This window comes from Methylomicrobium sp. Wu6 (assembly GCF_035916875.1).
Taxonomy (GTDB): Bacteria; Pseudomonadota; Gammaproteobacteria; order Methylococcales; family Methylomonadaceae; genus Methylomicrobium.
Genome location: NZ_JAXUHN010000067.1, coordinates 1 through 23612, shown reverse-complemented (window position 1 = coordinate 23612; position 23612 = coordinate 1). Strand labels below are relative to the sequence as shown.

The window sequence follows — 23612 nt, the reverse complement described above, 5'->3', positions numbered from 1 at the left end:
GCTAGGAGTTGAAGTGCATGATTGGCCTCATTCGTCAAACCGATTTGATGCAACAATTTTTTGGATCAATTGTTCCGCATCATCCAGCTCATGCTTGTAAATGCCGGTTCGATAGGCTTCGCCCGCGATGTCGATATGCGAGGCCAACAACGCATCGCCCGCTTCGCTGATCTTGATCCGGGTCAAGGTCGATAGCCCCGGTTGCAGCGGGTTTTTGCGCAATTCTTGCGGATTAAGGCCGATCCGTACCGGCACTCGTTCGGCGATGTGAATAAAGTTGCCGGTGGCGTTGTCGGTCGGCAGCAGCGCGAACGAACTGCCGGTGCCGGGATTGATGCCCTGCACGCGACCGTGGTAAACGATCTGATCGCCATAGGCATCGATTCTGATTTCGGCGGACTGTCCGGGGCGAATGTCGGCGATCTGGTTTTCGAGAAAATTCGCCTCGATCCAAAGATCGTCGAGCGGTACGATGGTCAGTAACGGCGTGCCGGGCTTGACCATGTCGCCGATCTGCGCGCGGCGTTTCGCGACGAAACCAGAGGCAGGGGCGGCGATATTACTTCTCCGGTATTCCAGGAACGCCTGGCGCAGTTTGCTCTTGGCTTTTTCCACCGACGGATGCCGGTCGATGCCGACGCCTTGCACCTCGGCCTCGATGCCGCTTTTTTCGGCTTCGGCTTCCTTGATCGCGGCGTCCAGTTCGCGGATTTTATCCTTGGCGTTTTGCACCTGCTGTTCGGAGGCCGCGCCGTCACGGTAGGCGCTCAGGTAGCGTTGCAGGTCGTGGCTGACCTGACTCAAGGCGGCTTGCCGGGACTCGATGCGCCGCCGCAAGGTTTCGATGCCGGCGGTCAGCTTTTCGATATGGCGCACCGTTTCGCCGAGTTCGGCCTGCGCCTGTTCGAGGCCCAGTTGCGCGCGGACGCCATCGAGGCGCACCAACACCTGGCCATGGCGTACTTGTTGCGTGTTTTCGGCCAGGATTTCGACGATCGTGCCTTCGGTTTGCGCTTTCAGCGTGATCTGATGGCCGGTCACGAAGGCGTCGTCGGTCGCGGCCCAGTCCTTGGTCGTATACCACCAGTAGCCCAATGTGGCGGTGCCGGTCAGCAGCAGGGTCAGAGTCACCGCGGCCAGGCGGCGCTGGCGCAGGCGGATTATTTCCTTGGGTCTAATCGTTTTATGCATCGGGTCCTTACTCTGCCGTTTTGTTCAGATAGCCGCCACCCAGGGCGCGGGCGAGTTGCGCGGCGGTTTTGCAATAGTCGCCTTCCAGCGCGGCAAGCCTTAGGTGCTGGGCGGATGCGGCCGCATTCGCTTCGATCAGGCCGCGGCGGTCGTTCAGGCCGGCGCGGTATTCGGCCTCCGCGAGCTGCCGGGCCGCTTCCGCCGCGGCGAGCGTCTGTTGCTGTTCGTCGACCTGTCGGCCGATTTTTTGCCAGTTTGCCAGCACATCGGCGACTTCCTGCACCGCGTGCAGCACCTGCGCGTTGTAGCGCTCGACCGCTTCGTCATAGGCGGTTTCCTGATACTGAAGATCGGCGCGCAGGCGTCCGCCTTCGAAAATCGGAAAGTCGATCGACGGGCCGACCGCATAAGCGAGACTCGACCCTTGCAGCAGCACGTCGGTCATGCTGACACTATGCAGTCCCGCGAAGGACAACAGATTCACATCCGGATAGAACGCGGTTTTCGCGACCTCGATCAACTTCGCCGCGGCTTCGGCGCGCAGGCGCGCGGCCTGTACGTCGGGACGGTGAGACAACAGACGCAGCGGCAGATCGGCGGGTAGCGGCAACAGGCTCGGCAGTCGGAGGTGCTCGGCCGCGATCTGCCGTCCCCAATCGGGGCCTTTGCCGGCCAGGGCCGCAAGACGGTTTTTATGCAGAGCAATCTCAGCGCGTACCGCCGCTTCCAGCTGTTTGGCATCGTGCAAATCGATGCGGGCTTTCAGCAGCGGCGCGTTGGAGGCGAGACCCGTGGTCAAACGCGTTTCTGCCCATTTGAGCCATTCTTCTCGGTCGGCGGTGATCTTTTCGGCGGCGGTGAGGCGAGCCTGCGCCGCGGCCAGATCGAAATAGGTGCCGGCGACCGCGGCCGACAGCAGCAGGCGGGCATCGGCCACTTCGATCTCGGCGGCCTGCGCCTTGCCGATCGCCGCTTCCAGCGCCGCCCGGTCGCGGCCCCACAAGTCCAGGTGATAACGCAGCACGAACGGATTGATCAGCAATTGCCGGAAATGCTCGCCCGCCAACTTGGCTTGCACGCTGTTGGCTGAAAAGCGCTGGGCGCTGAATCCGATATTCGCGCTGACGGTCGGATACTGGTCGGCGGCCTCCGCATCGACCAGGGTTTGCGCCTGATGCAGCCGCGCTTCGACCATTTTGAGGGTGGGGCTTCCCTTCAGCGCGGTTTCGATAAGGCGATTCAACGGCGGCGCGGCGAAGCTAAGCCACCAGTTCACGGTGGGCCAGTTGGCTCTTACCGGCAACGACCGTTGCGCCGCTGCGAGGGTCTGGTCGATGCGCGGCATGCCGGTCATCGTAGCACGCGAGCCGGGCTCGGGAAGCCAGGCGCAAGATGAGCTTAAAATCAGCGCACCCAGGCTCGCGGCAAGACGACAGCGAAAACCGTTCATACTTCCCTCGCGAGCAGTTCCAGCGCGCGCCGGCGCCAGGAGAAGCGTTGCGGTTCCCGGGTCGGCTTCGCGAACCAGACCAGCAGCGCCATCGCGGTAAACACGCAGCCGGCGATCCAGAAAGCATCGTTGACGCCGTGAATCGCCGCCTGCTGTTTGGCGATTTTCGCAAATGGCACGATAGCGGCCGTTTCGGGAACGCCCGCGCCGGTCAGAGTAGCCGTCGCCTGATCGAAACCCGGATCGAACGGCGTCACCGTTTCGGCCAAGCGCGTCATGTGGAAAGGGGCGCGCCGGTACAAAACGGTGGCTTGCAATGAGATGCCGACCGCGCCGGCCGCAATCCGCATCAGCCCTGCGATTTCGACCGCGCGCGCCTGTCTCGCCGGAGGCAGGCCGTGCAGCATCAGCACGGTCAGCGGCGCAAAGAAACTGCCGAGACAGATGCCCTCGATCAATTTTGGCCAGAATAACTCTGCAAAGGACGACGGATCGTCGAAACGGCTCAACCAAAAATAAACTCCGGCAAAGCCGAGCAGATTGAAGGAAGCGAGCGGCCGGGCGTCGCAGCGTTTAACGATTTCATGAAAAATGCTCGCGACCGGTTTTGCGAAAATCGCCATCGGCAGAAACACCAGTCCCGCCAGGAATGACGAATAGCCCATCGCCAATTGTAATTGTATGATCAATAGCGACAACAGACCTTGAAAGAACAGAAAACCGATCGAGAGCATCAACACTCCGATCGTGAAATTACGGTGCGCAAACAGACCGATGTCCAGGAATGGCCGGCGGATGCCGAGCTCCCAGACGGTCCAGTAAAGAAAGGCCGCGAGGCAGGTGAATGCCACCCCTTGAAGATAGCCGGAATTCGTCCAGTCCCAATCGTTGCCTTGATTCAGCAGGGTTTGAAAGCTGCCCAGCGCGAGTGTCAGCAGACTGAAGCCGATCCAGTCGAAATGGCTAAAAACGGTTTTTGCGCCGCGCCGGGACAGCAGCGCGCCGACGATGCCGCCGATCGCGAGCGCGACAGGAATGTTGAACAGAAACAGCCAGCGCCAGCCGAGATTGTCGGCGATCCAGCCGCCGATCGGTGGGCCGAATGTGAACGGGGTCAGCGTGAACAGACTCCAGACGCCGATGCCGATCGACTTCCGCCGGTCGGGATATTCTTTCAGGATCATCGTCTGGCCCAAAGGCAAAGTCACGCCGCCGGCAAAGCCGAGGACGATCCGCGCCGCCAGAAAACCGTACAGCGAGGTGCAATAGGCGCACGCCGCCGAAGCCAGCGCAAAGACCGTAAAGGCCCAGACGAAAGGACGGTATTCGCCTTGCTGCCGCGCAAGCCAGGCGCCGGTCGGAAAACCGAGTGCCAGGCTGATCATGTAGTCGGTTTGCGTCCAGGTCGCGAAACTGGCCGGGATCGAGAGCCCTCCGGCCACGCGCGGCAGCATCGCGATATAGGCGCCGGCATTGAACAGTACAACCGCATGGCCGAGACCCAGGCACAGATTGAACAGCACAAAGCGCCAACCGCGCAGTCGTTTGTTATAAATGAAACTCATGCTCTGATGATTTCCTTGCGAAGGGGACGATTACGAGGTGTGCTGTCGTGCGGCGAACCATTTTTCGATCAAAATTCAAAGGTAAACTCCTGTAATGGTTTATAATAATAGCGAATCGCTACTATTATAAACGGATTTATACGTTCATTCGATGGCTTTTAGGGTCATATTGAATCTTCCTCTTGGTAGTTGAAATCGTTCTTGACTAGGAGGCAAATGGAATGTCTATCAGGCCAATAGGCTCCACATCAGCATTATACTCACGGAGACCATAAAAACCGACCACCCTATCATCAGATTTACTGTCGATGCGGTGTTCCAGTAGTTCACCGCCGCCTCGGTGATGTGATGGTGGATGTCGGCTAACTCGGTTTTGAGCGTGCCGTACCAGGCCGGCAGCTTGCGGCTCATTTTGTACAAGACGTAAGCCGCGAACAACAGCAATATGTAAAAGGTGACTACTTGCGTAGCGTGACGGTCTGTACCAAACAGATGTTCGATGATCACATCGACGGTGAATTCGACCGCTTCGAAACACAGATGCAGGAACTCAAAAAACAGATCCAGCAACACATCGGACAGCAGATAGAAGACGCCTAGCATGGCGGCTCCGAAACCGATCTTCTGTTTTGCCGAAACGGTCATGGCCACCTCCACGCATTTGTTTCCAGCCGAGGCTCGGATAGTTTCGACAAGCGCATCGGCGTTAGACCGATGTCTTGAATCGCTTCCGCCACCAGTCGCGCGCCGTTATTACGAATCAACGATTTGAAACGTTCGCCTTCGGGATAGAGCAGTCCGGGCACCGAATCTCCGGTCGATAACATTTTTTTGCTGGTCTTGGCGAGCACTTGCCCAGTGTGCGCGTCGATCAGCTTGATCAAGACTTGCAGTGAGGTTTGGCCTTCAAAAATACGGTATTGGCCGATGCCGACTTCCAACACCGCGTCGGCGGCTTCCGTCCGGTCAATTGGCGCCGCGGAGTTCTGTCCATACCATCGGGCAACCGCATCGCGCCAATGCCCGACGTTGGCGTTACGTTCCTCGGTTGCGATCGGCAGCCGTGCGGCTTGCTTGTTCAATTCGGCCTTGATTTGCGCGGCATCCAGTTGCGCTTTTGCCGCCGTGGACAATTCGCGCGTCGGCGACCAATGGGCGGCTTGATTGGACGCATCGCTGTTCCGGGACAAATCGGCGGTTTCGACGCTGTCGCCGTGACCGACCTTGCCGGCGATCAAGATGCCGCCCGGATTCCGGTAAACCGCGTCCTCTGCGGTAACGGGCAACGCCATATTGTAATCATGCGCAACATTCGGCATCCGGGTTTCGAGCAAATCGGGATAAACTTCCAGCGGCGGCGCTTCCATCGGTACGACCAGCACCGACTGCATTGAGGTCAGCGCCGATGGCGGCAGTTTGACGGTCGCTGCGGTCTGGCAGCCCACCAACATTGCCGCCAACGGCAGCCATAGCCAGGCAAGCATTCGTTCGGCGGTAACGGTAACCGGCTTGCCCGCAACCGCTCGTGCTCGTGGGTAATGGCTTCGCCTGACGACATAGCCAATATCAAACCGCCAATGCGCGCCAGGCGGCATCTTTGTATATCTCCGCGCCATTAATTTATTGGGAATCATGAAAAGCACCTCCAATTGATGGTTTCGAATGCTGCGGCGGGCGGCGCCTTGCACAGCGCCAAGATACGCCGCCAACAGTGACACTTGCGGAATCCAGCCTGCTTTCGATCTGGAAAAGATCAGGAAGGTATCCTACGCATTATATAAATGTAAATTATTATATTAGACAAACGATTTTTATTGGACTTTAATATCGCTTTATCCGATACTAGGTTTTATGGACATTGAACAGATCAGAACTTTTATGAGCGTCGCTGCGAACGGCAGTTTTCAGGAAGCGGCGAATCGGCTTTTTGTCACGCAATCCACGGTCAGCACGCGTATCCAACGGCTGGAAGCTTATCTGAGAACACCGTTGTTCGTACGCAATCGATCCGGGGCGCAATTAACGCCGCAAGGACGCCGTTTTTTGGGTCACGCGAAAGCGTTGCTGTTGACGCTGGAACAGGCCCGCCACGACATCGGTTTGCCCAGCAAATTCCGGGCGAGTATTACCGTCGGCTCACGGATTGCTTTGGGGGAGTCGATGCTGCCGCGCTGGATAGGCGAGATTCGGCGGAAATCCCCGGATATTTCGATTCGCTGCGATATCGGTTTCGAAGACGATTTAATGCGCCGGTTGATCGAAGGGACGATGGACATCGGTCTGATGTATACGCCGCAGCACAGTCCGGGATTGAAAATAGAACATTTGTTCGATGAAACGCTGGTGCTGCTGAGCACCTGCTCCCAAAAAACGTGGCCTGATGAAAATTATGTTTATGTCGATTGGGGACCTGCGTTTTATGCGCAGCATAATGACAGTTACCCGAATCTTGAGCGCCCGGCGCAAGTGGTCAATATCGGCTGGCTGGGCATTCAATTGATTCTCGCCAATGGCGGCTCTTGCTTTCTGCCGATCAGGATGGGCGCGCCGTTTATCCGGTCCGGGCAACTGCATCTCGTGCCCGACAGTCCGCAATTCAAGCTGCCGGCTTATATGGTGTACCCGCGCGATAACGATTCGGCGGTATTGCAGCAGGTGCGCGGCTATATGAGCGCACTGGCGGCGGTCCAACGGCAGACGAGTTAGGTTTAAGTCAACTCAGAATAAGGCGGTTATTCCGGTCAAAGAGGCTGCAAATGTCCGCCGCCGAAGGGAGCCAGTCGTGCTTAAATCGATTAAAATTAATGGCTTACCGGCTGATAAAATTCGGATCGCTCCGGACCTTCTACGATCAATTCCGCCATGGCGCCTTTATCAAAGGAGCGCGTCAAACTGTGGTCGACCAGCAGGTATTTGCCGGGGACTTCGGCGGTAAATTCAATCATTACGGCGGAGCCAGGAGCAATGATAGTGGTTTGGACATTGCGGAGCGGCGGACTCATGATCGCTCCCTCTGGATAAAGGTTATCGAAGATTTCGCCGACGATGTGAAAGTTTGCTGCGATATGCGAACCCACGCCGACGAACAGCCGAAGTTTTTGACCGACTTTGGCTTTCAGAGCCCGGTCGCCGCTGAGCGAGTTGACTCTGCCGTTAAACAGGAAATATTCCGGATTTTCATCCAGCAATTTTTCTTTGCTGAAGGCTTGCAATCCCTTATCGCCATATTTTCCCGACGTGTAAAAATCGCCCTGCATCACGTAAAATTCGCGGTCGACCTTTGCCAAGCCTTGTTCGGGCTCGACCAGGATCATGCCATACATGCCGTTAGCGATATGCGTAGGCGCATGTGGGCTGGAGCAGTGGTAGACATAAACGCCGGGACGGGTGGCCTTAAAACGGAAGCGTTTTTCTTCGCCCTGACCAACTTGCGTTAACGGCGCGCCGCCGCCGGGTCCGATGACGGCATGCAGATCGATCGAGTGAGCCGAATGCCCGGCGGCGGTATGTTGCGTCGAAGTATGTTCATCATGATCCTGATGGACAGCGCCGGGTTTGCCGTGACTTAAGCGAATTTCGATCTGGTCGCCAGCCCTCGCGCGAATAAAGGGTCCAGGCACCTTGCCGTTGTACGTCCAGTATTGATAAGTCACTTCCGGCATCATTTCGGCGACGAGTTCATCGGTATAAAGATCGACGGTGACGAGTTGCGATTCTTTTCTGTCAATCGGCGGGGGCAAATCGTCGGCCTTGCGGCCGATTTCATCGGTAGCGCAATCCGTACAAGGCTTTATTGCCGACGGCGGCGTTTCCCCTTCGGCATGGCCGGACATTTCATGAGCCGCATGATTAGCCATTTCTTGGGCTGTCGTGGTACTGTGCCTGGCTTTTTCCGCCGTTTCTTTATGTTTTGCTTCATCGGAGCAGCCTATGATGAAGCTGCTTAGCGCGAGGATAACAATTACTGAATTACTTGATCGGTTCATATTGCGTCCTTATGTTTTGTCGTTGAGGGATGTTGTTTCAAAGGGAAGTCATACGAAATCGCAAAAGCTGAATAGTTTTTTTTGTTGCGAGGCGAGAAGCCCGGAAGTCCCCGAAAGCGAGAGGGCCGGGCGATTTCATGGAACTTGCTTTGATAACGCTTTGTCATCTATAGACTTTTTTCTACGACGGATTCTGGAGCTTGCTAACGATGCTTTTCTCTATAAAGCCGGCAAAGTCTTCATAATTTTCATACTCTTTCATTTGGGCAAAACTCACTAAAGCCCTAATCAACTTTGCCGATTTGCGCGCGAATTTTCATTCTTATTCCTCCAAAACATTGAGCTGTAGGGTGCGCATCGCGCACCTATTACTTCAAATGGTGCGCGATGCGTACCTACGCTGAATCATCCAGCCAATCAACCTGGTTCATCTTGCGGACAATCACGAATTCGTCCTGATTGGAGCCGACGGTGCCGTAATAGTTAAAACCGTAACTTTGCTGGGCGTAGCCGCCGATCATATGCGTCGGTTTCAAGGTCGCTCGGGTGACCGAGTTATGGATGCCGCTGCGTGTGCCGGTCATTTCGGAGCCCGGCATGTTGACGGTTTTTTCCTGTGCGTGATACATCATCATCATGCCTTCCGGTACGCGTTGGCTGACCACCGCGCGGGCTACCAGGGCGCCGTTGACGTTATAGGCTTCGATCCAGTCGTTGTCTTTAATTTTCCATCATAAGGTTTAAACCACCGGCTTTAGCCGGTCAGCTTTAGCTGCGATAATTGAGCCAAGGAGGTGGCGATGGATTATAGATACGGCAGCCGTACGGTTTACCAAATTGAGTACCATTTTGTTTGGGTAACCAAGTATCGTTACAAAGTGCTGAGTGGTGAGGTAGCGGAACGAGTCAGAGACTTGGTACGACAGACCTGTGAAGCGTTTGAGATACGGATTATCAAAGGTGTAGTCAGTAAAGATCATGTCCATATTTTGGTGAGTGCTCCGCCCAATATGGCCCCCAGTGAAATCATGAGGCGAATCAAAGGAAGGACATCGAGCTATCTTTTCGAAGAATTTCCTCACTTGAAAAAGCGCTATTGGGGTAGGCCCTTTTGGGCCCGGGGCTATTTCTGCGCAACTGTCGGGCAGATGACTGATGAGATGATCAAACACTATTTGGAGCATCACTTTGAACCGAATTCGAACGACAATTTTAAAATGGAGCCTGACTAAGACGCGTCGTTGAGTCGACGCGTATCCGGACTTTCAGTCCGTAATTCTAACTCACCCGCTTTTAGCGGGTGGTTGTTAAGTCTTCTGCAGGCTCTGCTTCGCCAATAGCCTGCTGAAACACATCGAAGGCGATCTGAGTAAAATCTTTGGGGGGGCGTTTTCTTGGCTATGCCGATAAGATCGGCATAGCCATAAAAAGCGTTTACCTCGTCAAATTTCAAAGTTAACTACTACCACCTTAGCCACAGAGTTGACAATAGTTTGATGTTAAAAAACCGATTAAAAAAAACCATACAAAATCATCATTTTGCTTTTGCTGGATTCCTACTACAATGATATGAATTCCATGCCGCCGATTGAACATCGTTCGAGATGTATCAATGAATACCTTTCAGATCGGAGCGTGCAGAAATTTTAACTCTGCACGCCTACACCAAAGCCATAAAAATCAAAAGGAATCATGCAATACGCCAGTGCCGATAGCCATTCCGATATTCTGGTAAACCGCCTTCACGATTTCACCGTGCCTTGGGCGCAGAGAATCGTCGAACCCCACTGCCGGAATACGCGGGTAAAAAGCCTCAATATCGTGTCCGCCGACATTGGCACGACAACTCGCGTGCGTCTTACGGTAGAGCACGACGGCCCTAAATCATTACCGCGCAGCTGGTTCGTCAAAATTCCGTCTCTGGCTTGGCGCGCCCGGCTTATTACCGCTCTACCCCGGCTGTTGCATGTCGAAACCCGATTTTATCGGGACATTGCACACGCAGTTCCTCTAAACAGGCCCGCGCTGTTGGCCGCGCAAAGCCGCCTCGGCAAAGGCGCCACACTGGTACTTTCCGATGTCGCCGAAAGCGGAGCGCTACCGGGCCGCACAGGCGAAGCCTTGTCGCTGTCTCAGGCAACCGCGGTGATCGAACACTTAGCCCGCTTTCATGCGTCTTTTTGGGGTATTCAGCACGACCCCAACTACCGCTGGCTGGGCGGCCCGATCCGGCAGCTTGAAGATACGCTGGGCACGCTGATGGCCGTACCGCTGATGCGGCTTGGCCTGAAAAAAGCCTACGACGCAGTACCCGGCCATTTGCATAAGCCAGCACTGGATTATGCGCGCCGCCGCCGCCGGATCATGCAGTTTTTGCACAACGGCCGGCACACGCTGATCCATCGCGACTGTCATCCCGGTAATTTTTTCTGGAACGGCTCCCAGCCGGGATTGCTGGACTGGCAGCTGGTGCGGATCGGCGAAGGCATCGCCGACATTGCTTATTTTCTGGCGACGGCGCTAGAGCCAGAACTACGGCGCGAGCATGAGCGTTCGCTGCTGGAGCACTACCGGTACACTCTGACAGCGCATGGCATCACCGATGTTACGCCGGAGATGCTCTGGCAACGCTACCGCGCGCACCTGTCCTACCCGTTCGAAGCAATGGTCGTGACTCTGGCCGTCGGCGACATGATGGAGGAAGAAGCCAATATTGAAATGATTCGGCGCGCGGCGAGCGCGATCAGCGATCTGGAGGGATTCGCGGCGTTGGCGGATGCGTAATGGTTAAATGACTTTGTTGTTGGGATTCGGAAAGAATAACTTCCGCTTATTGTTTCCACGTTCTGCGTGGCAACCAGACCAAGAGCGCATCGTGCCCCAAGGCATAGAGGTTCAGTCCGCATTTCCACGCGGACCATCACTTGATCTGACGAACGGCGATATTGTCGACTATCCGTAGATTTCGAGCGTGTTTCTTTCATGACTCCGAAAACCGTCGCCAACGTAATCTTCAGTTAGGGCGACTGCGAGCCGATTTTGAGAGTGGTAGTGCAGAAATCGGGGGGCAATCCCGCACGCACATTAAAAAAGCGAGCGCCAAGCCGCTCAAATAACTCCGCCTATCTTGAATTGAATTTTCAAGTTAATGGCATAATTCGCATACTAAAAGGTATCACGAAACTTCAGGGCTTAGGTTCCTCGGGTTTTACCGAATCTTCCTTTTGGGGATTGTCTCCGATGTTTTGCTCTGGCGATTCCGAGTCGGCAGGCGCGCCCTGCCCTTTCGTTTTCTCCGGCGCTACGGTCTCATCCGAACTCATCCATCCGGTTAAAGTTTCCCATAATCCTTTTGATTCCTTTTTTTGCGCACTTTTCAGCTCAGCCGTCTTCCCCTTGACCTCTTCCTGCTTAGGCTTTTCAACCGCGCCCGAATCGCCCGAACTGAACCACTGTGTCAGCGAGCCCCACAAACTTTCATCGAGATTGCGTTTCGGCACGTCGACGGTAGCATCAGGCGAAGGCTTCAACACCGGCAACTTGCTCGGTTTGAAATCGCCCTGCAAACCAACGATCTTGTCGCCTTCAAAATATAACGAGATTCTTTTTTGCTGGCGAGCTTCACCGCCGGGTTGATTCGAATAGAGATATTCCCAATGGTTTTCGTGAAATACATCCTTCAACATCGGCGAGCCCATGATATACAGCACCTGACGTTTGCTCATGCCGGGCCGCAACTGATCGATCATCGACTGATCCACAATATTGCCTTGTTGCACATCGACGGTATAGACACCGGGCAAATTGTTTAAGATCATCGAGCAGGCTGCAACGGACAGGCTAGCCAACAGCGCGGAATAAAATAGAGGCTTACGCATGAATCTCGGGTATCATAGAAAAATACGGAATCATACCTGATGTCAAAAAATAATCCTATGAGACTTTTGCAGGAACGCGCGCCTTTTCTGTACACAAGCTAGCCACGATGCCAATCTTGTCATGCCATTCGCGGTCAAAAAGGCTACAATGTTTTATTGCATTTGAAAACGGCTGATCTCGGCACTATCGGAGATAATTAAGTGGAATCGCACGATTTAAGAAACGCCGGCCTGAAGGTGACCCTGCCTCGGGTCAAAATCCTCCAGATCCTGGAAAATCAGATCAATAACCGCCATTTGACCGCGGAACAAGTCTATAAGATTTTGCTCAGCGAAGATGAAGAAATCGGTCTGGCCACTGTCTATCGCGTATTGACTCAGTTCGAAGCAGCGGGTCTTGTGACCCGGCATCATTTCGAAGGCGGCAACTCGGTTTTCGAGTTGGCCAGTGGCGACCATCACGACCATATCATGTGCATCAAATGCGGTAAAGTCGACGAATTTACCGACGAAGTAATCGAAAATCGTCAGCGCGAAATCGCCGAACAGATGGGTTACAAGTTGACCGATCACGGCCTCTATTTATATGGCTTTTGCCCGAATTGCAGAAAATCCTGACTTATTTCCATCCGCACTCAACTTCATGTTCAAACCCCTGATCTTTTATATCGGCCTCCGTTACACGCGGGCCAAACGCCGAACGCAATTCATTTCGTTCATTACGCTAACATCCGTTCTAGGCATTGCGCTGGGCGTGACCGCGCTGATTACCGTACTGTCGGTGATGAACGGCTTCGAGGCCGAATTGCGCGAACGAATTCTCGGCATGACCTCGCATGCGACAGTCACCGGACTGAACGGTCAACTCGACAACTGGCAGGAAGCGGATTCGAAATTGCGGAGTCAACCGCACGTCGAAGGCGCCGCGCCTTTCATCAGCGGTCAAGTAATGATCAATGCGGATCGGCGCGTCAGCGGCACGATGCTGAACGGCATCCTGCCGGATTATGAGGATAAAGTTTCCAAAGTCGGCGCAAACATGGTGACCGGGAAATTGGCCGATTTGACGCCGGGCAGCTACAACATCGTCTTGGGATCGGAACTAGCCAATTATCTCGGCGTGATGGTCGGCGACAAGATTACCGTGATCAGCCCGCAGATCAATTCGACGCCGGCCGGCATCCTGCCGCGCATGCGCCGCTTTACCGTAACCGGTCTATTCAAGGTTGGCATGTACGAATACGACCGCAACATGGCATTGATTAATATCGACGACGCGGGCAAGCTGTACCGGATGGACGCGGCCGTCTCCGGCTTGCGCATCAAGCTCGATGAAATATTCAATGCGCCGCGGATCACCCGCGACCTTGCCTCGGCATTTTACGGAGAATATGTGGTTAGCGACTGGACGCAGGCTCACAGCAACTTTTTCCGCGCGGTACAGACCGAAAAGCGGGTGATGTTCATCATCTTATTGCTGATCGTCGCGGTCGCCGCATTTAACATCGTTTCGACGCTGGTGATGGTGGTCACAGACAAGCGCGGCGACATTGCGATCCTGAAAACCCAGGGCCTGACATCGCGCGAGGTAATGGGCATTTTCGTCGTGCTCGGCACGATCATCGGCGTGACCGGCACCCTCATCGGCACGATCGGAGGCATCACGCTGGCCTTGAATGCGAGTTCGATCGTCAGAAAGATCGAAACCTTCTTCCAGGTCAATTTTCTGCCGGCCGATGTCTATTACATCAGCGAACTGCCGTCCAAACTGGTGATGACCGACGTTTACTCGATCGCCGGCATGGCCCTTTTGCTGTCCCTGCTCGCCACCCTGTACCCTGCTTGGCAGGCCGCCAAAGTCAACCCCGCGGAAGTCTTGCGCTATGAATAACTCCAACATCCTCGAATGCAGGCAATTGACCAAGCGCTACACTCAGGGCGAGCTGGATGTCGAAGTCTTGAAAGGCGTCGATTTGAGGGTCGGCGTCGGCGAACGCGTCGCGATCATGGGTGCCTCGGGCTCCGGCAAGAGCACCTTGCTGCACCTGTTGGGCGGGCTTGAAAAGCCCAGCGGCGGCCGGGTCGTGCTGGATCACGTCGATATCGATAAAATCAATTCATCCCGGCTGGCCAAGCTCAGAAACCGCGCACTCGGGTTCATCTACCAGTCGCATCATTTGCTCGGAGAATTTACCGTGCTCGAAAATGTCGCAATGCCCCAGTTGATCGGCGGCAAAACGGTCAAGGAAGCGCGCCGCAATGCGGAAGAATTGATCAAGCGCGTCGGACTCGGCCACCGGATCGAACACAAGCCAGGCGAGCTGTCCGGCGGCGAAAGGCAGCGCGCCGCGGTTGCGCGAGCCTTGATTAACAAGCCCGCGCTAGTCCTGGCGGATGAGCCGACCGGCAACCTGGACAGCAAGACCGCACATCAAGTTTATGAATTGATGCTGGAATTGAATCAGGAAATGAACGTCAGCTTTTTGGTTGTTACCCACGACCACGAACTGGCCGCAAGAATCGGCAAGGTGCTGCATATGGAAGACGGCGTCATCGTTTATTAAACGATGACGCGGATCGGAGATTCCCTCTCCCACGGGCGAAAGGAGAGGTTAAAAGGAAAGGGGCGAGCGTTTTTAAGCCGTCAATCGCCGCTCGGCCCTTTTTTTGGTACTGTGCGCCAAAAGGTGCACTGGAATGGATCCTTCCTACCCGACCTTTCTTTCCGCTCGGCCCATTTTTTGGTGATATACGCCCGCCAAAAATAGTGAATGCCGAAATAACCGGCGGACGAACAAACGACGCCCAGTATCAAGCAACCGAGCAAGAATGGCTGCCAGACATCGCCCAATTCAGAAAACAGATTACCGACCGAGAAATCGGCGCTTTCTTCGGTAACCGGACCATTCGTAAACAACAGTCCGACCCGGTAGGCGAAATAAAATAACGCCGGCATCGTGAGCGGATTGGTCACCCAGACCAGCGACACGGACAAGGGAATATTGGAACGGAAATAGATCGCCCCGACCGCGGCAAACACCATTTCCATCGGCAGCGGAATCCAAGCGCAGAACAAGCCGACCGCGAAGGCTTTCGCGACCGAATGCCGGTTCAAATGCCAGAGATTCGGTTCGTGTAGACGGCCGCCCAAAAACTGCAAATGCTTGTGCCGCTTGATTACCTCCGGATCTGGAACCAGCTTATCCAGAAGCCGTTTTACAAATTGTTTTGCCATAGTGCCTATAATTCTGCTGAAGCCTCGTAAATCCCCGCGCGGAAAGGCGTTCCCGACGGACGTCGGCCTAAGTTTAACAGTTTTTCGATTGCGCTAAAAAAATATTGCCGATAGCCTTATGATCATTGCGGCGCTCTGCTTTTTGACCGGAATTGTGCTGGTTCAGCAATTGTCTGATCTGCCCCATCAGGTCTATTTTATGTTCATTGGAGTAGTGCTGGGTATTTCGATTTGGCAGAAGCACTGGCGAGCGATGTTTTTGCTGTTGGGCATGTTCTGGGCGATCATTTTTGCGATGATAAGGCTTGCTGACCGGCTGCCCGAGCGACTGGAAGGCAATGATATCCCTGTCGCCGGCCGTATTATCGGCTTACCGATTACACAGGAAAAAAGCGTCCGCTTCGATTTTGCACCAATCCGAACCGAAGCTCGTCTACCGTCACGGATACGCTTGACCTGGTACCAACCGGAATCTGCTGTCAAAGCCGGGCAAAGTTGGCGTTTCACGGTTAAATTGAAACGCCCGCATGGAGCAGTCAATCCGGGAGGCTTTGATTACGAGCGCTGGTTATTTACCGAAGGCATCGGCGCGACCGGCTATATCCGCAGCGCCCCGCCGCCGGAATTGATTGAAGACGCCGCTGACACCGATATCGCGGGCCTCAGGCAAACGATTGCCGACCGGTTTTCAGGATTACTCACGAACGCAACCAGCCTCGCGCTGATCCGGGCACTGGCCATAGGTGACGGCAGCCAAATCACCCAAGCGCAATGGGACGTGTTCAGAAAGACCGGCGCAACGCATCTGATCGTGATTTCCGGCTCGCATATCGGCCTGATCGCAGGATTCGTCTATTTTTTGACTATCAAAGGTTGGGCCAGGACAGGACTGTTGCGCTGGCCGCCGCCCAGAGTTGCGGCGATCATCGCAATGTTCGCGGCCGCGTTTTATGCGTTTCTCGCCGGTTTTGCGGTGCCGACTCGCCGCGCGGTGATCATGCTGGCGATCGCAATGAGCGCCGTTATCTGGCAAAGGCATACCCGACCTTTCAACACACTGGCAGCCGCTTTATTCGCGGTGCTGATAGCCGATCCCTTGGCTGTATTATCGGCAGGCTTCTGGCTGTCTTTCCTTGCGGTCGGACTGATTATTTTCGCAATTTCGGGGCGTCTGGAAAAACCCAGGCTTGTTAGCGGCGCACTCAAACTGCATTGGGTCACGTCGCTAGGTCTCTCACCCTTCCTGCTGTTTTTATTTCAGCAGATCTCTTTTATCGCGCCGCTGGCGAATCTGTTAGCTGTGCCTATCATCAGTGTGGTTGTTTTGCCTTTGGTGCTGCTCGGCATGCTGATCCTGCCGCTTTCATCGACCGTTGCCGGCCTGTTGCTGCTGCCGGCCGACCATGCCTTGCGGCTTTTGATGTGGTTGCTGAACGAGATGGCAAAGATTCCGGTAGCAACGATCAGTCATCCGGCGCCGTCTTACTGGACGCTGTTCGCGGCCATACCCGGCGCCTTACTCTTGCTCGCCCCATCCGGCACGCCATCCCGCTGGTTAGGTGGTGTCATGTTGATGCCGCTGATGCTCATTTCGGCCGATCGGCCTGCGCCCGGCGAAATCCGGATGGCTTTGCTCGATGTCGGCCAGGGCTTGGCGGTCGCCCTGCAAACCTCCCATCACTGGCTGGTGTATGATACCGGCCCGCAATTTTCGGCCGAAAGCGACATGGGTCGTAGCGCGGTGTTGCCTTACCTGCAAGCCCAGGGTGCGGACAAGATCGACACACTGATCGTCAGCCATGGCGATAATGATCATATCGGCGGCGCGCATTCGATTCTGAGCGCCTTGTCGGTAACCAAGATCCTGACTAGCGCGCCGGCCAGCCTGGCCTTGCATGCACCTTCACTCTGCAAGGCAGGACAAACTTGGCAATGGGACGGCGTCAATTTCACGATGCTGGCGCCGAAACAGCTCGACCCGGCAACGGACAACAATAATTCCTGCGTGCTGAAGATTGAGTCCGCGCACGGAGCAATTCTGTTGACCGGGGACATTGAAGCGAGCGCCGAATCCTGGCTGGTCAATCAATACGGTAATGGTTTGCGTGCCGATATTCTGGTCGCACCTCATCATGGTAGCAAAACTTCATCGACTCGGGCGTTTCTGGATACCGTACAACCCCAATATGTTTTGATTCCTTCAGGCTACCGGAATCAGTTCGGCCACCCGCATCCAAGTGTGCTTGAGCGCTATCGAGACCTCGACATCCCATGGCTGACCAGCGCGGGCAGCGGGGCGATCCTGGTCGAGCTGACCGAACATCAGATGAGCGTGCAATCCTATCGGGAACTGGACAAAAAATATTGGCGGGCGATGAATTAATTCTGCTCGCCCTCGAAACTACTGCTTGTGTTTCCTGAGCACATACCAAAGTGAACGCACATTCGATGTGGGATCGTGCAATAGGACGGTAATCGCAAGTTCCTCGACCGATGCGCACAATGACACAATGGCTGCGATCTGAAGCGGCCAGGCCGGGCCGCCTAAAAACAAGATGAACAAAGAGACTCCGACCAATACTGCGGCTAGCTTGACCAGCCAGGTATGGTAACTGGTCAGTCTGCCGAATTTAATCATGCCAGCCGCAGGAGGCGCAATGCAACTGCCGACGATTATAAGGACATACAACAACTCACGCATTACCAGTTCGGGCCACAGCCAGAAACTGCAAACCGCGATCGTCATATAAGTCAGCAAATCGGCCAGACTGTCGAGTGTGGCGCCGAATTCGGTCACCTGCCCGGTCAAACGGGCCGCCATACCATCCAGCACGTCGCTAAAAAAAACCAGTGCCAGCAAGACCATGAATGCACGCTCGTAGCCCAGCCAGGCAAAGCCCAACAACCCGGGGGCCGCGACAAAGCGGAAACTGGTCAGTAGATTAGGCAGCGTCGATAAAGACTGAAAAAAACTGTTTGGATTGCTCATAAACTAAATGACGCCGCAAGTGGCGCATGATCGGACAACATGCGCCAGGGTGAGCCCGCCAGCCGTTCGCAACCGACCGGCTTCAGTCCGCGGAAATAAATCCGGTCCATCGGTAAAATCGGCATCCAGCAAGGAAATGTACGAGCATAGCTGCCATGGGTGACATGAAAAACCTCCCGCAGCCCCAAATGCTGTTCAAAATGTCGTTCCGCCTGTCTAAGCCAGTCATTGAAATCGCCGGCGACAATCAACGGCGCGTGATGCGGCACATGCTGATCGATGCGATCACTCAATCTTTCGAGCTGCCCGCGCCGCTCCTTCGCAGTCAAGCCAAAATGGATGCAGACAATATGCACTTCGACATCGGACCCGGGCAATTGAATCACGCCGTGCAACAGGCTGCGGCTTGCCCAGGGAAACGGAGAAACATTGATGTTTTCCCAACTGGCAAAAGGAAAGCGGCTCAATATCGCGTTGCCGTGATGCCCTGTCTTGTATACTGCATTCTTGCCGTAGATATAAAAAGGCCATAAGCCCTCGGCGAGAAACTCGAATTGCGAAATCTCGGGCCAGTTTTCGACTTCCTTCGCATGGTGATGATGCTCACCCTGCATCTCCTGCAGAAACAGCAAATCGGCCCCTGCTTCGGCTAGAGCGTCTTTCATCTGATGCAACACGAAACGCCGGTTACCGGGGGTAAATCCCTTATGAATATTATAGGTTAATACCTTCAGACCCGGTTTTTTCATATTCTCCGCACCGAAAAAATAACTAAGGCTGTTTACGCAAACGCCATTTGTACAATACAGGCGATAGCCATTCCTCGATCACGTAAAATACGCCGACCAAAATGGCGATTTCGAGCCAGCCGACGCCCAATCGCGATTTTACCATCAAGAGCGGCAAAAGCGATTCGGGCGCCGTATCGAATCCACGAAGATGGCTGCCCTCCGCTCGGCCCAGCCGTCTTTTGCAAAAGCTGGACAGCAAATCGCCCGCCATCGCGCCGACCGCAAACAATATTCCGGTGAGCAAGCCATAATTCAATAAGTACGCAACAAAAGACGTCGCGACGAGCGCGGCGAATAACCCCCGCCACGTCTTAGCCGCGCCAAAGAGCGGACGGCCATCGCTCAAGCGAAACCCGCCATCAATGGGCTTTGCCGTACGGGCATCGGCGAACACACCGGCCAATACCGGCGCGCCATTCGCTGTCAGCAGCAAGGTAAGCCCTTTAATGAAGGCAGTTATACTCAAATCGGCATTCATTCATTTAATTAATGCGTCACGTTAACCAGCAACAGATATCCTCTCCCGATCTACCTGAACAACACTGACACATGTTGCCAGTAAATGCCTAACATAAAGCATCCTCCCATCAGACCCAACTTGCACAACCAAAAATCCATCAACGGCCGGTGATAGTGGTTCATGACGTCTTCCACTTTATTTTTCACTTGATCGTGCATATGATATTTTCTTCGCATGATAGTTCTCCTCGGGTTAAATTACTTGAAAGAACGGTAACTCCGCATTTGGCCGACCACAACGCCCTGAATGGCGATCTGCTCCGGCCGGTAAGCCAATGCCTGCATGCCGGCATTGGCCGGAACTAGCAGCACGCTGTCCTGGGTTTGTTGAATGTATTTCAATGTCGCTTCCGACTGGTCGATCAGAGCGACGACGATCTCGCCGTTGCTGGCGTAACTGCGCTGCTCGATCACCACCCAGTCACCGTCGAATATGCCGGCTTCGATCATTGACTCGCCTTTGATTTGCAGCACATAACACGGCTTGTCGGTTTGCAATGCTTCGGGCACGGTCATGTACTGAATGTTTTCGACCGCCTCGAGCGGCCGGCCGGCGGCGATTCGTCCGACCCACGGCAAGCTATGTTGATGGCAGGATCGCGAGAGGCGTAGCGCCAACCCGGTCAGTCTGACGCCTCCTTGTTTGTTACTTTGAAAAGGCTCCACCAGACCCGCATCGATCAAGGCCGTGACATGCTTATAAAGCGATCCGCGCGATGCCATGCCCAACGCAGCGCATAATTCTTCAAGTGTCGGCGGGTGCGCAAAGTTTGCGTGGTTTTCACACAAAAAATCGAAAATTTCCCGCTGCCGTCGGGTTAATTCATCCACTCGTCATTCCCTCAATATCGAAAGTGGCTACAGATTATCAGATATTCACCAAAAAGAGAACAAAAAGAGAACAATTGCCTTGTTAATTTTCATTTCGCATTAAATATCAATATGCTACATAAGAATCTTTGTAAGCATAAACAGCAACATTTGCTGTTTATGCGGGTTCAGCAGCATAGACACTCTACGCAGAAAAAAAGAGGGAGACTAATGAAAACTTTTATGGGAACAGGCCCGCCAGCAAACCCAGTCCATCAAGATCCAAACAAAGATTTATTAGGGGCTTCGCAGAAAATCAAGGACCGTCTCAGCCACTATTCGATGGCCAGTTGACCCCCAATGCGTATCATCAGGGAGATAGACATCCAATTTTCCTGACCCAATGGCTGCTGTCAGCGCAAGGTCAGTCCGCGGAATTATATCTGGATGCCGAGCGGAAAGCTGGGTTAACAAACTCAGATCATGCAAATTTCGATCCACGATAAAATCTTTATATGCCGTCAACTTGTCGGGGGCAATCATAAGAACGAACTTGGTTCGCCCGTTCGCTTCAACCTTTTTCCGAATCCGTTCGATTCGGCAATCCATTTCAGATAGGTCCATTTCCCGCCAGGACGAGGCTTTAAGAACATCTTCCTTATAAACCAGCATCTCACGTTTTCTGACACTGGAAAACGGAGCCTCTCGCGTCAGATCGATTTTTCGGGCATTCTTTGATTCAATACCCGTCACCGTACGCAGCAGAGTTTTCCAGCTATATTTCATGACAAAGCCCAGCTTGACCTTGTCCCACGCTCTCGGGCGATCAAAATATTTTAACGATTTTTCAATATTAACAATCCGGGGTTCAATCGCAATAACCGGTCGACTTGACACTGAACCAAACTGCGTTGCCGCCCTTTCCGCATCGCAACTTTGCCCGTCTTTTATTCGGCCTATGAAAGAACGCTCCACTGATTGCATGACCAAAACCTTTGGCGGCGAGTCTCGGAAAATCTGACTCTCTAGCAGTTTTTCCCATTTGAATTTATCGACGTCAACGGTAACAACCGACCAGTCGGTCGCGGCAACAATGTAATTTTGCCATTGCTGTCTAGGCCTTGCGATTGAGAATGAATCGCCGAGCACCACCATGTCATGGTAACGAACGTATTTGCCTTGCTCGTAAAGAGGCTTTAAAAAGGCTAATTGCGGTTGTTGCCAACCGAAAGACCTCTCGTCGTACAAACCCACACGCGTCAGGTCGCCGTAAATCGGCTCGAGATAAATCCCTAGGACGTATAAAGCAAAGGCCGGAAAAAAAACGATACCATACAGCCACTTGACGTAGCGTCGATGACAATCAGAATTGAAAGTAGAGGAATTCACTCACTTTTCCCATTTCGGCAAAGGCGTACAATAAAACGATGGATGTCAGCGCCATCCATAACATATTAGGCCGCCATTGCATGCGTTTGGTTGCTGCGACACTATCCAGCGCGGGCTTAAAATTCGCCATGATCTGCTGAGTATTCGGCGCTAGCCACACCAGCGCCCACAAGCCAACCACCCATCCCATCATTGCCTTGGCTCCGCCCGGTGTTTCGGCATACGCGAGCAAGCCGCCGAAATTCACTCCGAGCCCAGATAGAGCCTGTTGCAGGGAAATGGGAAGCAAACCGACTGGCACAGTGAGACCATTCATACCCGCCATCCCGCGTAGGATACTCAGAGCGGCACTGACGTCATGGGCGCGAAAAAAAACCCAGCCAATGTTGACAGCCACAAAGGTCAAAAACATGGATAAAGAACGCCCCACAGATGTGGTGCGAGTGACGTCATGGCCACGCGATGCACGCATAAACTGCCAGGCATGGTTTATAGACAGATAGAGACCATGCAAGCCGCCCCAGATCACAAAAGTCCAACCGGCGCCGTGCCATAGACCACCTAACAACATTGTCGTCAGTAAATTGATGTAACGTCTGAACGAGCCTTTACGGTTTCCACCCAACGCAAAATAAAGATAATCGCGCAGAAAGCGCGACAGCGTCATATGCCAGCGCCGCCAGAATTCGATGATGTTTCGGGATTTATATGGCGAATTGAAATTCAGAGGCAGCTTAACACCGAATAAGCGAGACAAGCCAATGGCCATGTCCGAATAGCCTGAGAAATCGAAATAAAGCTGGAAAGTATAGGCTAAAGCCCCGCCCCAGGCTTCCAGGAAGGTAAGCGCACCTCCATCTGCCGCTGTCGCGAATACCGGATTAGCGAATGGAGCAATGCCGTCCGCGAATACTACCTTCTTGAAAAGGCCGAAGGCAAAGATGGTCAGTCCGACAGAAAGATTATCCCAATGCACCTTGTATGTTGCCGTGTGAGCGAACTGCGGCATCATTTCCTTGTGATGCAGGACGGGTCCCGCAATCAGATGAGGAAAATAGGTAACGAACAACCCGTAGTGTACAAAATTAGCCTCCTTAACCTCGCCGCGATAGGCGTCCACCAAAAAGGCAATCTGGGTAAAGGTAAAGAAAGAAATACCTAGCGGCAGGACAATCGTTTCAGGCTGCCAGTTAATGCCCATAGCCAAATTGATATTCTCAATAAAGAAATTGGCATATTTGTAATACCCGAGAAGGCAAAGATTGGCAGCCACACCTATCCACAAAATCCATTTCGCGCGTTCTACCCTGGCACCGACATGCTCCCTGGCAAGAGCAACCCCAACACCATAATTGAAGACGATGGAGCCCAGCAGCAATCCAACATAGGCCGGATTCCACCAACCGTAGAAAAACACCGAAACCGCGAACAACCACAAACCCGCCAGGGTACGGCTGTATTTTCCGAGCTGAAAAAAGCCAATGGCAGCGATCGGCAAGAACAGAAAGAGAAATATGTAGGAATTAAAAAGCACCTTGAGTCCATCTAAATGGTTGCTAATTACACCCTCGTAATTAGTCGCATTTTGCTCATTATATCTCAATATATGAGACTTAAGGGCACCCTATAAGGGCCGAAGACCTGCCAGGTTTTTAAAACCTGGCAGGTCTTCATTCGGAAAGTTAAATGACCCCCGGCATAGCCGGGGGCTTATATCGGTTAGCCCCTCAAAGGGGCGGGTTCATGAACCGCCTGAAGGCGGATTCATTTGTCCAAAGAGTGTCAATTGCTCGTAGCGCTCTTCTTCGC

At 53.8% G+C, this 23612-nt stretch carries 23 protein-coding genes; 7 read left to right on the top strand and 16 right to left on the bottom strand.

What is annotated here, in order from left to right; genetic code table 11:
- Positions 1–27: 27 nt before the first annotated feature.
- The 5 genes from U2W12_RS07940 to U2W12_RS07920 form a co-directional block, all read right to left on the bottom strand.
- Positions 28–1191, bottom strand: coding sequence for an efflux RND transporter periplasmic adaptor subunit (locus tag U2W12_RS07940; protein ID WP_326500136.1), 1164 nt, complete (start codon positions 1189–1191; stop codon positions 28–30).
- Between the two features lie 7 nt (positions 1192–1198).
- Positions 1199–2641 carry an efflux transporter outer membrane subunit gene (locus U2W12_RS07935; RefSeq protein WP_326500135.1) on the bottom strand — a complete coding sequence of 481 codons (1443 nt, stop codon included), beginning with the start codon at positions 2639–2641 and terminating at the stop codon, positions 1199–1201.
- A complete protein-coding gene (locus U2W12_RS07930; protein ID WP_326500134.1) occupies positions 2638–4206 on the bottom strand; it encodes a DHA2 family efflux MFS transporter permease subunit in 1569 nt (522 codons plus the stop codon). Before U2W12_RS07930 ends, U2W12_RS07935 begins: the two co-directional genes overlap by 4 nt.
- A 228-nt stretch (positions 4207–4434) precedes the next feature.
- Positions 4435–4851: a hypothetical protein gene (locus tag U2W12_RS07925; RefSeq protein ID WP_326500133.1), complete on the bottom strand. Its 417-nt coding sequence runs from the start codon at positions 4849–4851 to the stop codon at positions 4435–4437.
- A complete protein-coding gene (locus tag U2W12_RS07920; protein WP_326500132.1) occupies positions 4848–5840 on the bottom strand; it encodes a hypothetical protein in 993 nt (330 codons plus the stop codon). The genes U2W12_RS07925 and U2W12_RS07920 overlap by 4 nt, the downstream gene beginning before the upstream one ends.
- Before the next feature lie 244 nt (positions 5841–6084).
- On the opposite strand from U2W12_RS07920, the gene U2W12_RS07915 reads away from it, so the two are divergent.
- Positions 6085–6912: a LysR family transcriptional regulator gene (locus U2W12_RS07915; protein WP_326500131.1), complete on the top strand. Its 828-nt coding sequence runs from the start codon at positions 6085–6087 to the stop codon at positions 6910–6912.
- A gap of 95 nt (positions 6913–7007) precedes the next feature.
- On the opposite strand, the gene U2W12_RS07910 is transcribed toward U2W12_RS07915, so the two are convergent.
- Together U2W12_RS07910 and U2W12_RS07905 are read right to left on the bottom strand one after the other, a co-directional pair.
- Positions 7008–8192, bottom strand: a complete 1185-nt coding sequence (locus tag U2W12_RS07910; protein ID WP_326500130.1) for a multicopper oxidase domain-containing protein — start codon at positions 8190–8192, stop codon at positions 7008–7010.
- 395 nt (positions 8193–8587) lie between these two features.
- Complete coding sequence (locus U2W12_RS07905; protein WP_326500165.1) at positions 8588–8917, bottom strand: molybdopterin dinucleotide binding domain-containing protein; 330 nt, start codon at positions 8915–8917, stop codon at positions 8588–8590.
- 75 nt (positions 8918–8992) lie between these two features.
- Here U2W12_RS07905 and tnpA point away from each other — a divergent pair, with 75 nt between their 5' ends.
- Both tnpA and U2W12_RS07895 read left to right on the top strand, forming a co-directional pair.
- Positions 8993–9424, top strand: a complete 432-nt coding sequence (gene tnpA, locus U2W12_RS07900; protein ID WP_326500129.1) for an IS200/IS605 family transposase — start codon at positions 8993–8995, stop codon at positions 9422–9424.
- Positions 9425–9884: 460 nt separating this feature from the next.
- Positions 9885–10976: a phosphotransferase gene (locus tag U2W12_RS07895; protein ID WP_326500128.1), complete on the top strand. Its 1092-nt coding sequence runs from the start codon at positions 9885–9887 to the stop codon at positions 10974–10976.
- A 401-nt stretch (positions 10977–11377) separates the two neighbouring features.
- Here the strand turns inward: U2W12_RS07895 and U2W12_RS07890 are convergent, their stop codons facing one another.
- Positions 11378–12070 carry an outer membrane protein assembly factor BamE gene (locus tag U2W12_RS07890; RefSeq protein ID WP_326500127.1) on the bottom strand — a complete coding sequence of 231 codons (693 nt, stop codon included), beginning with the start codon at positions 12068–12070 and terminating at the stop codon, positions 11378–11380.
- A gap of 201 nt (positions 12071–12271) precedes the next feature.
- Between U2W12_RS07890 and fur the strand changes: the two genes are divergently transcribed.
- From fur to lolD, 3 genes are read left to right on the top strand one after another with little or no spacing between them, the layout of a single operon-like run.
- Positions 12272–12688, top strand: coding sequence for a ferric iron uptake transcriptional regulator (fur, locus tag U2W12_RS07885; RefSeq protein ID WP_326500126.1), 417 nt, complete (start codon positions 12272–12274; stop codon positions 12686–12688).
- Between the two features lie 25 nt (positions 12689–12713).
- Complete coding sequence (locus U2W12_RS07880) at positions 12714–13961, top strand: lipoprotein-releasing ABC transporter permease subunit (RefSeq protein ID WP_326500125.1); 1248 nt, start codon at positions 12714–12716, stop codon at positions 13959–13961.
- Positions 13954–14634: a lipoprotein-releasing ABC transporter ATP-binding protein LolD gene (gene lolD / locus U2W12_RS07875; protein WP_326500124.1), complete on the top strand. Its 681-nt coding sequence runs from the start codon at positions 13954–13956 to the stop codon at positions 14632–14634. Before U2W12_RS07880 ends, lolD begins: the two co-directional genes overlap by 8 nt.
- A gap of 80 nt (positions 14635–14714) precedes the next feature.
- Here the strand turns inward: lolD and U2W12_RS07870 are convergent, their stop codons facing one another.
- Entirely contained in the window at positions 14715–15305 is a 591-nt protein-coding gene (locus tag U2W12_RS07870) for a DUF2062 domain-containing protein (protein WP_326500123.1), read from the bottom strand.
- A gap of 118 nt (positions 15306–15423) precedes the next feature.
- Here U2W12_RS07870 and U2W12_RS07865 point away from each other — a divergent pair, with 118 nt between their 5' ends.
- Positions 15424–17688, top strand: a complete 2265-nt coding sequence (locus tag U2W12_RS07865; protein ID WP_326500122.1) for a DNA internalization-related competence protein ComEC/Rec2 — start codon at positions 15424–15426, stop codon at positions 17686–17688.
- Between the two features lie 18 nt (positions 17689–17706).
- Here U2W12_RS07865 and U2W12_RS07860 read toward each other — a convergent pair whose 3' ends face one another.
- The 7 genes from U2W12_RS07860 to U2W12_RS07830 form a co-directional block, all read right to left on the bottom strand.
- Positions 17707–18294: a CDP-alcohol phosphatidyltransferase family protein gene (locus tag U2W12_RS07860; protein WP_326500121.1), complete on the bottom strand. Its 588-nt coding sequence runs from the start codon at positions 18292–18294 to the stop codon at positions 17707–17709.
- Complete coding sequence (locus U2W12_RS07855) at positions 18291–19043, bottom strand: endonuclease/exonuclease/phosphatase family protein (RefSeq protein ID WP_326500120.1); 753 nt, start codon at positions 19041–19043, stop codon at positions 18291–18293. The genes U2W12_RS07860 and U2W12_RS07855 overlap by 4 nt, the downstream gene beginning before the upstream one ends.
- Positions 19044–19065: 22 nt before the next feature.
- A complete protein-coding gene (locus tag U2W12_RS07850; RefSeq protein WP_326500119.1) occupies positions 19066–19551 on the bottom strand; it encodes a CDP-archaeol synthase in 486 nt (161 codons plus the stop codon).
- Between the two features lie 62 nt (positions 19552–19613).
- Positions 19614–19781: a hypothetical protein gene (locus tag U2W12_RS07845; RefSeq protein WP_326500118.1), complete on the bottom strand. Its 168-nt coding sequence runs from the start codon at positions 19779–19781 to the stop codon at positions 19614–19616.
- A 21-nt stretch (positions 19782–19802) separates the two neighbouring features.
- On the bottom strand, positions 19803–20435 hold the full coding sequence (lexA, locus tag U2W12_RS07840) for a transcriptional repressor LexA (protein ID WP_326500117.1): 633 nt from the start codon (positions 20433–20435) through the stop codon (positions 19803–19805).
- A gap of 276 nt (positions 20436–20711) precedes the next feature.
- A complete protein-coding gene (locus tag U2W12_RS07835; protein ID WP_326500116.1) occupies positions 20712–21803 on the bottom strand; it encodes a hypothetical protein in 1092 nt (363 codons plus the stop codon).
- Entirely contained in the window at positions 21778–23337 is a 1560-nt protein-coding gene (locus U2W12_RS07830; RefSeq protein WP_326500115.1) for an MBOAT family protein, read from the bottom strand. The genes U2W12_RS07835 and U2W12_RS07830 overlap by 26 nt, the downstream gene beginning before the upstream one ends.
- Positions 23338–23612 lie beyond the last annotated feature (275 nt).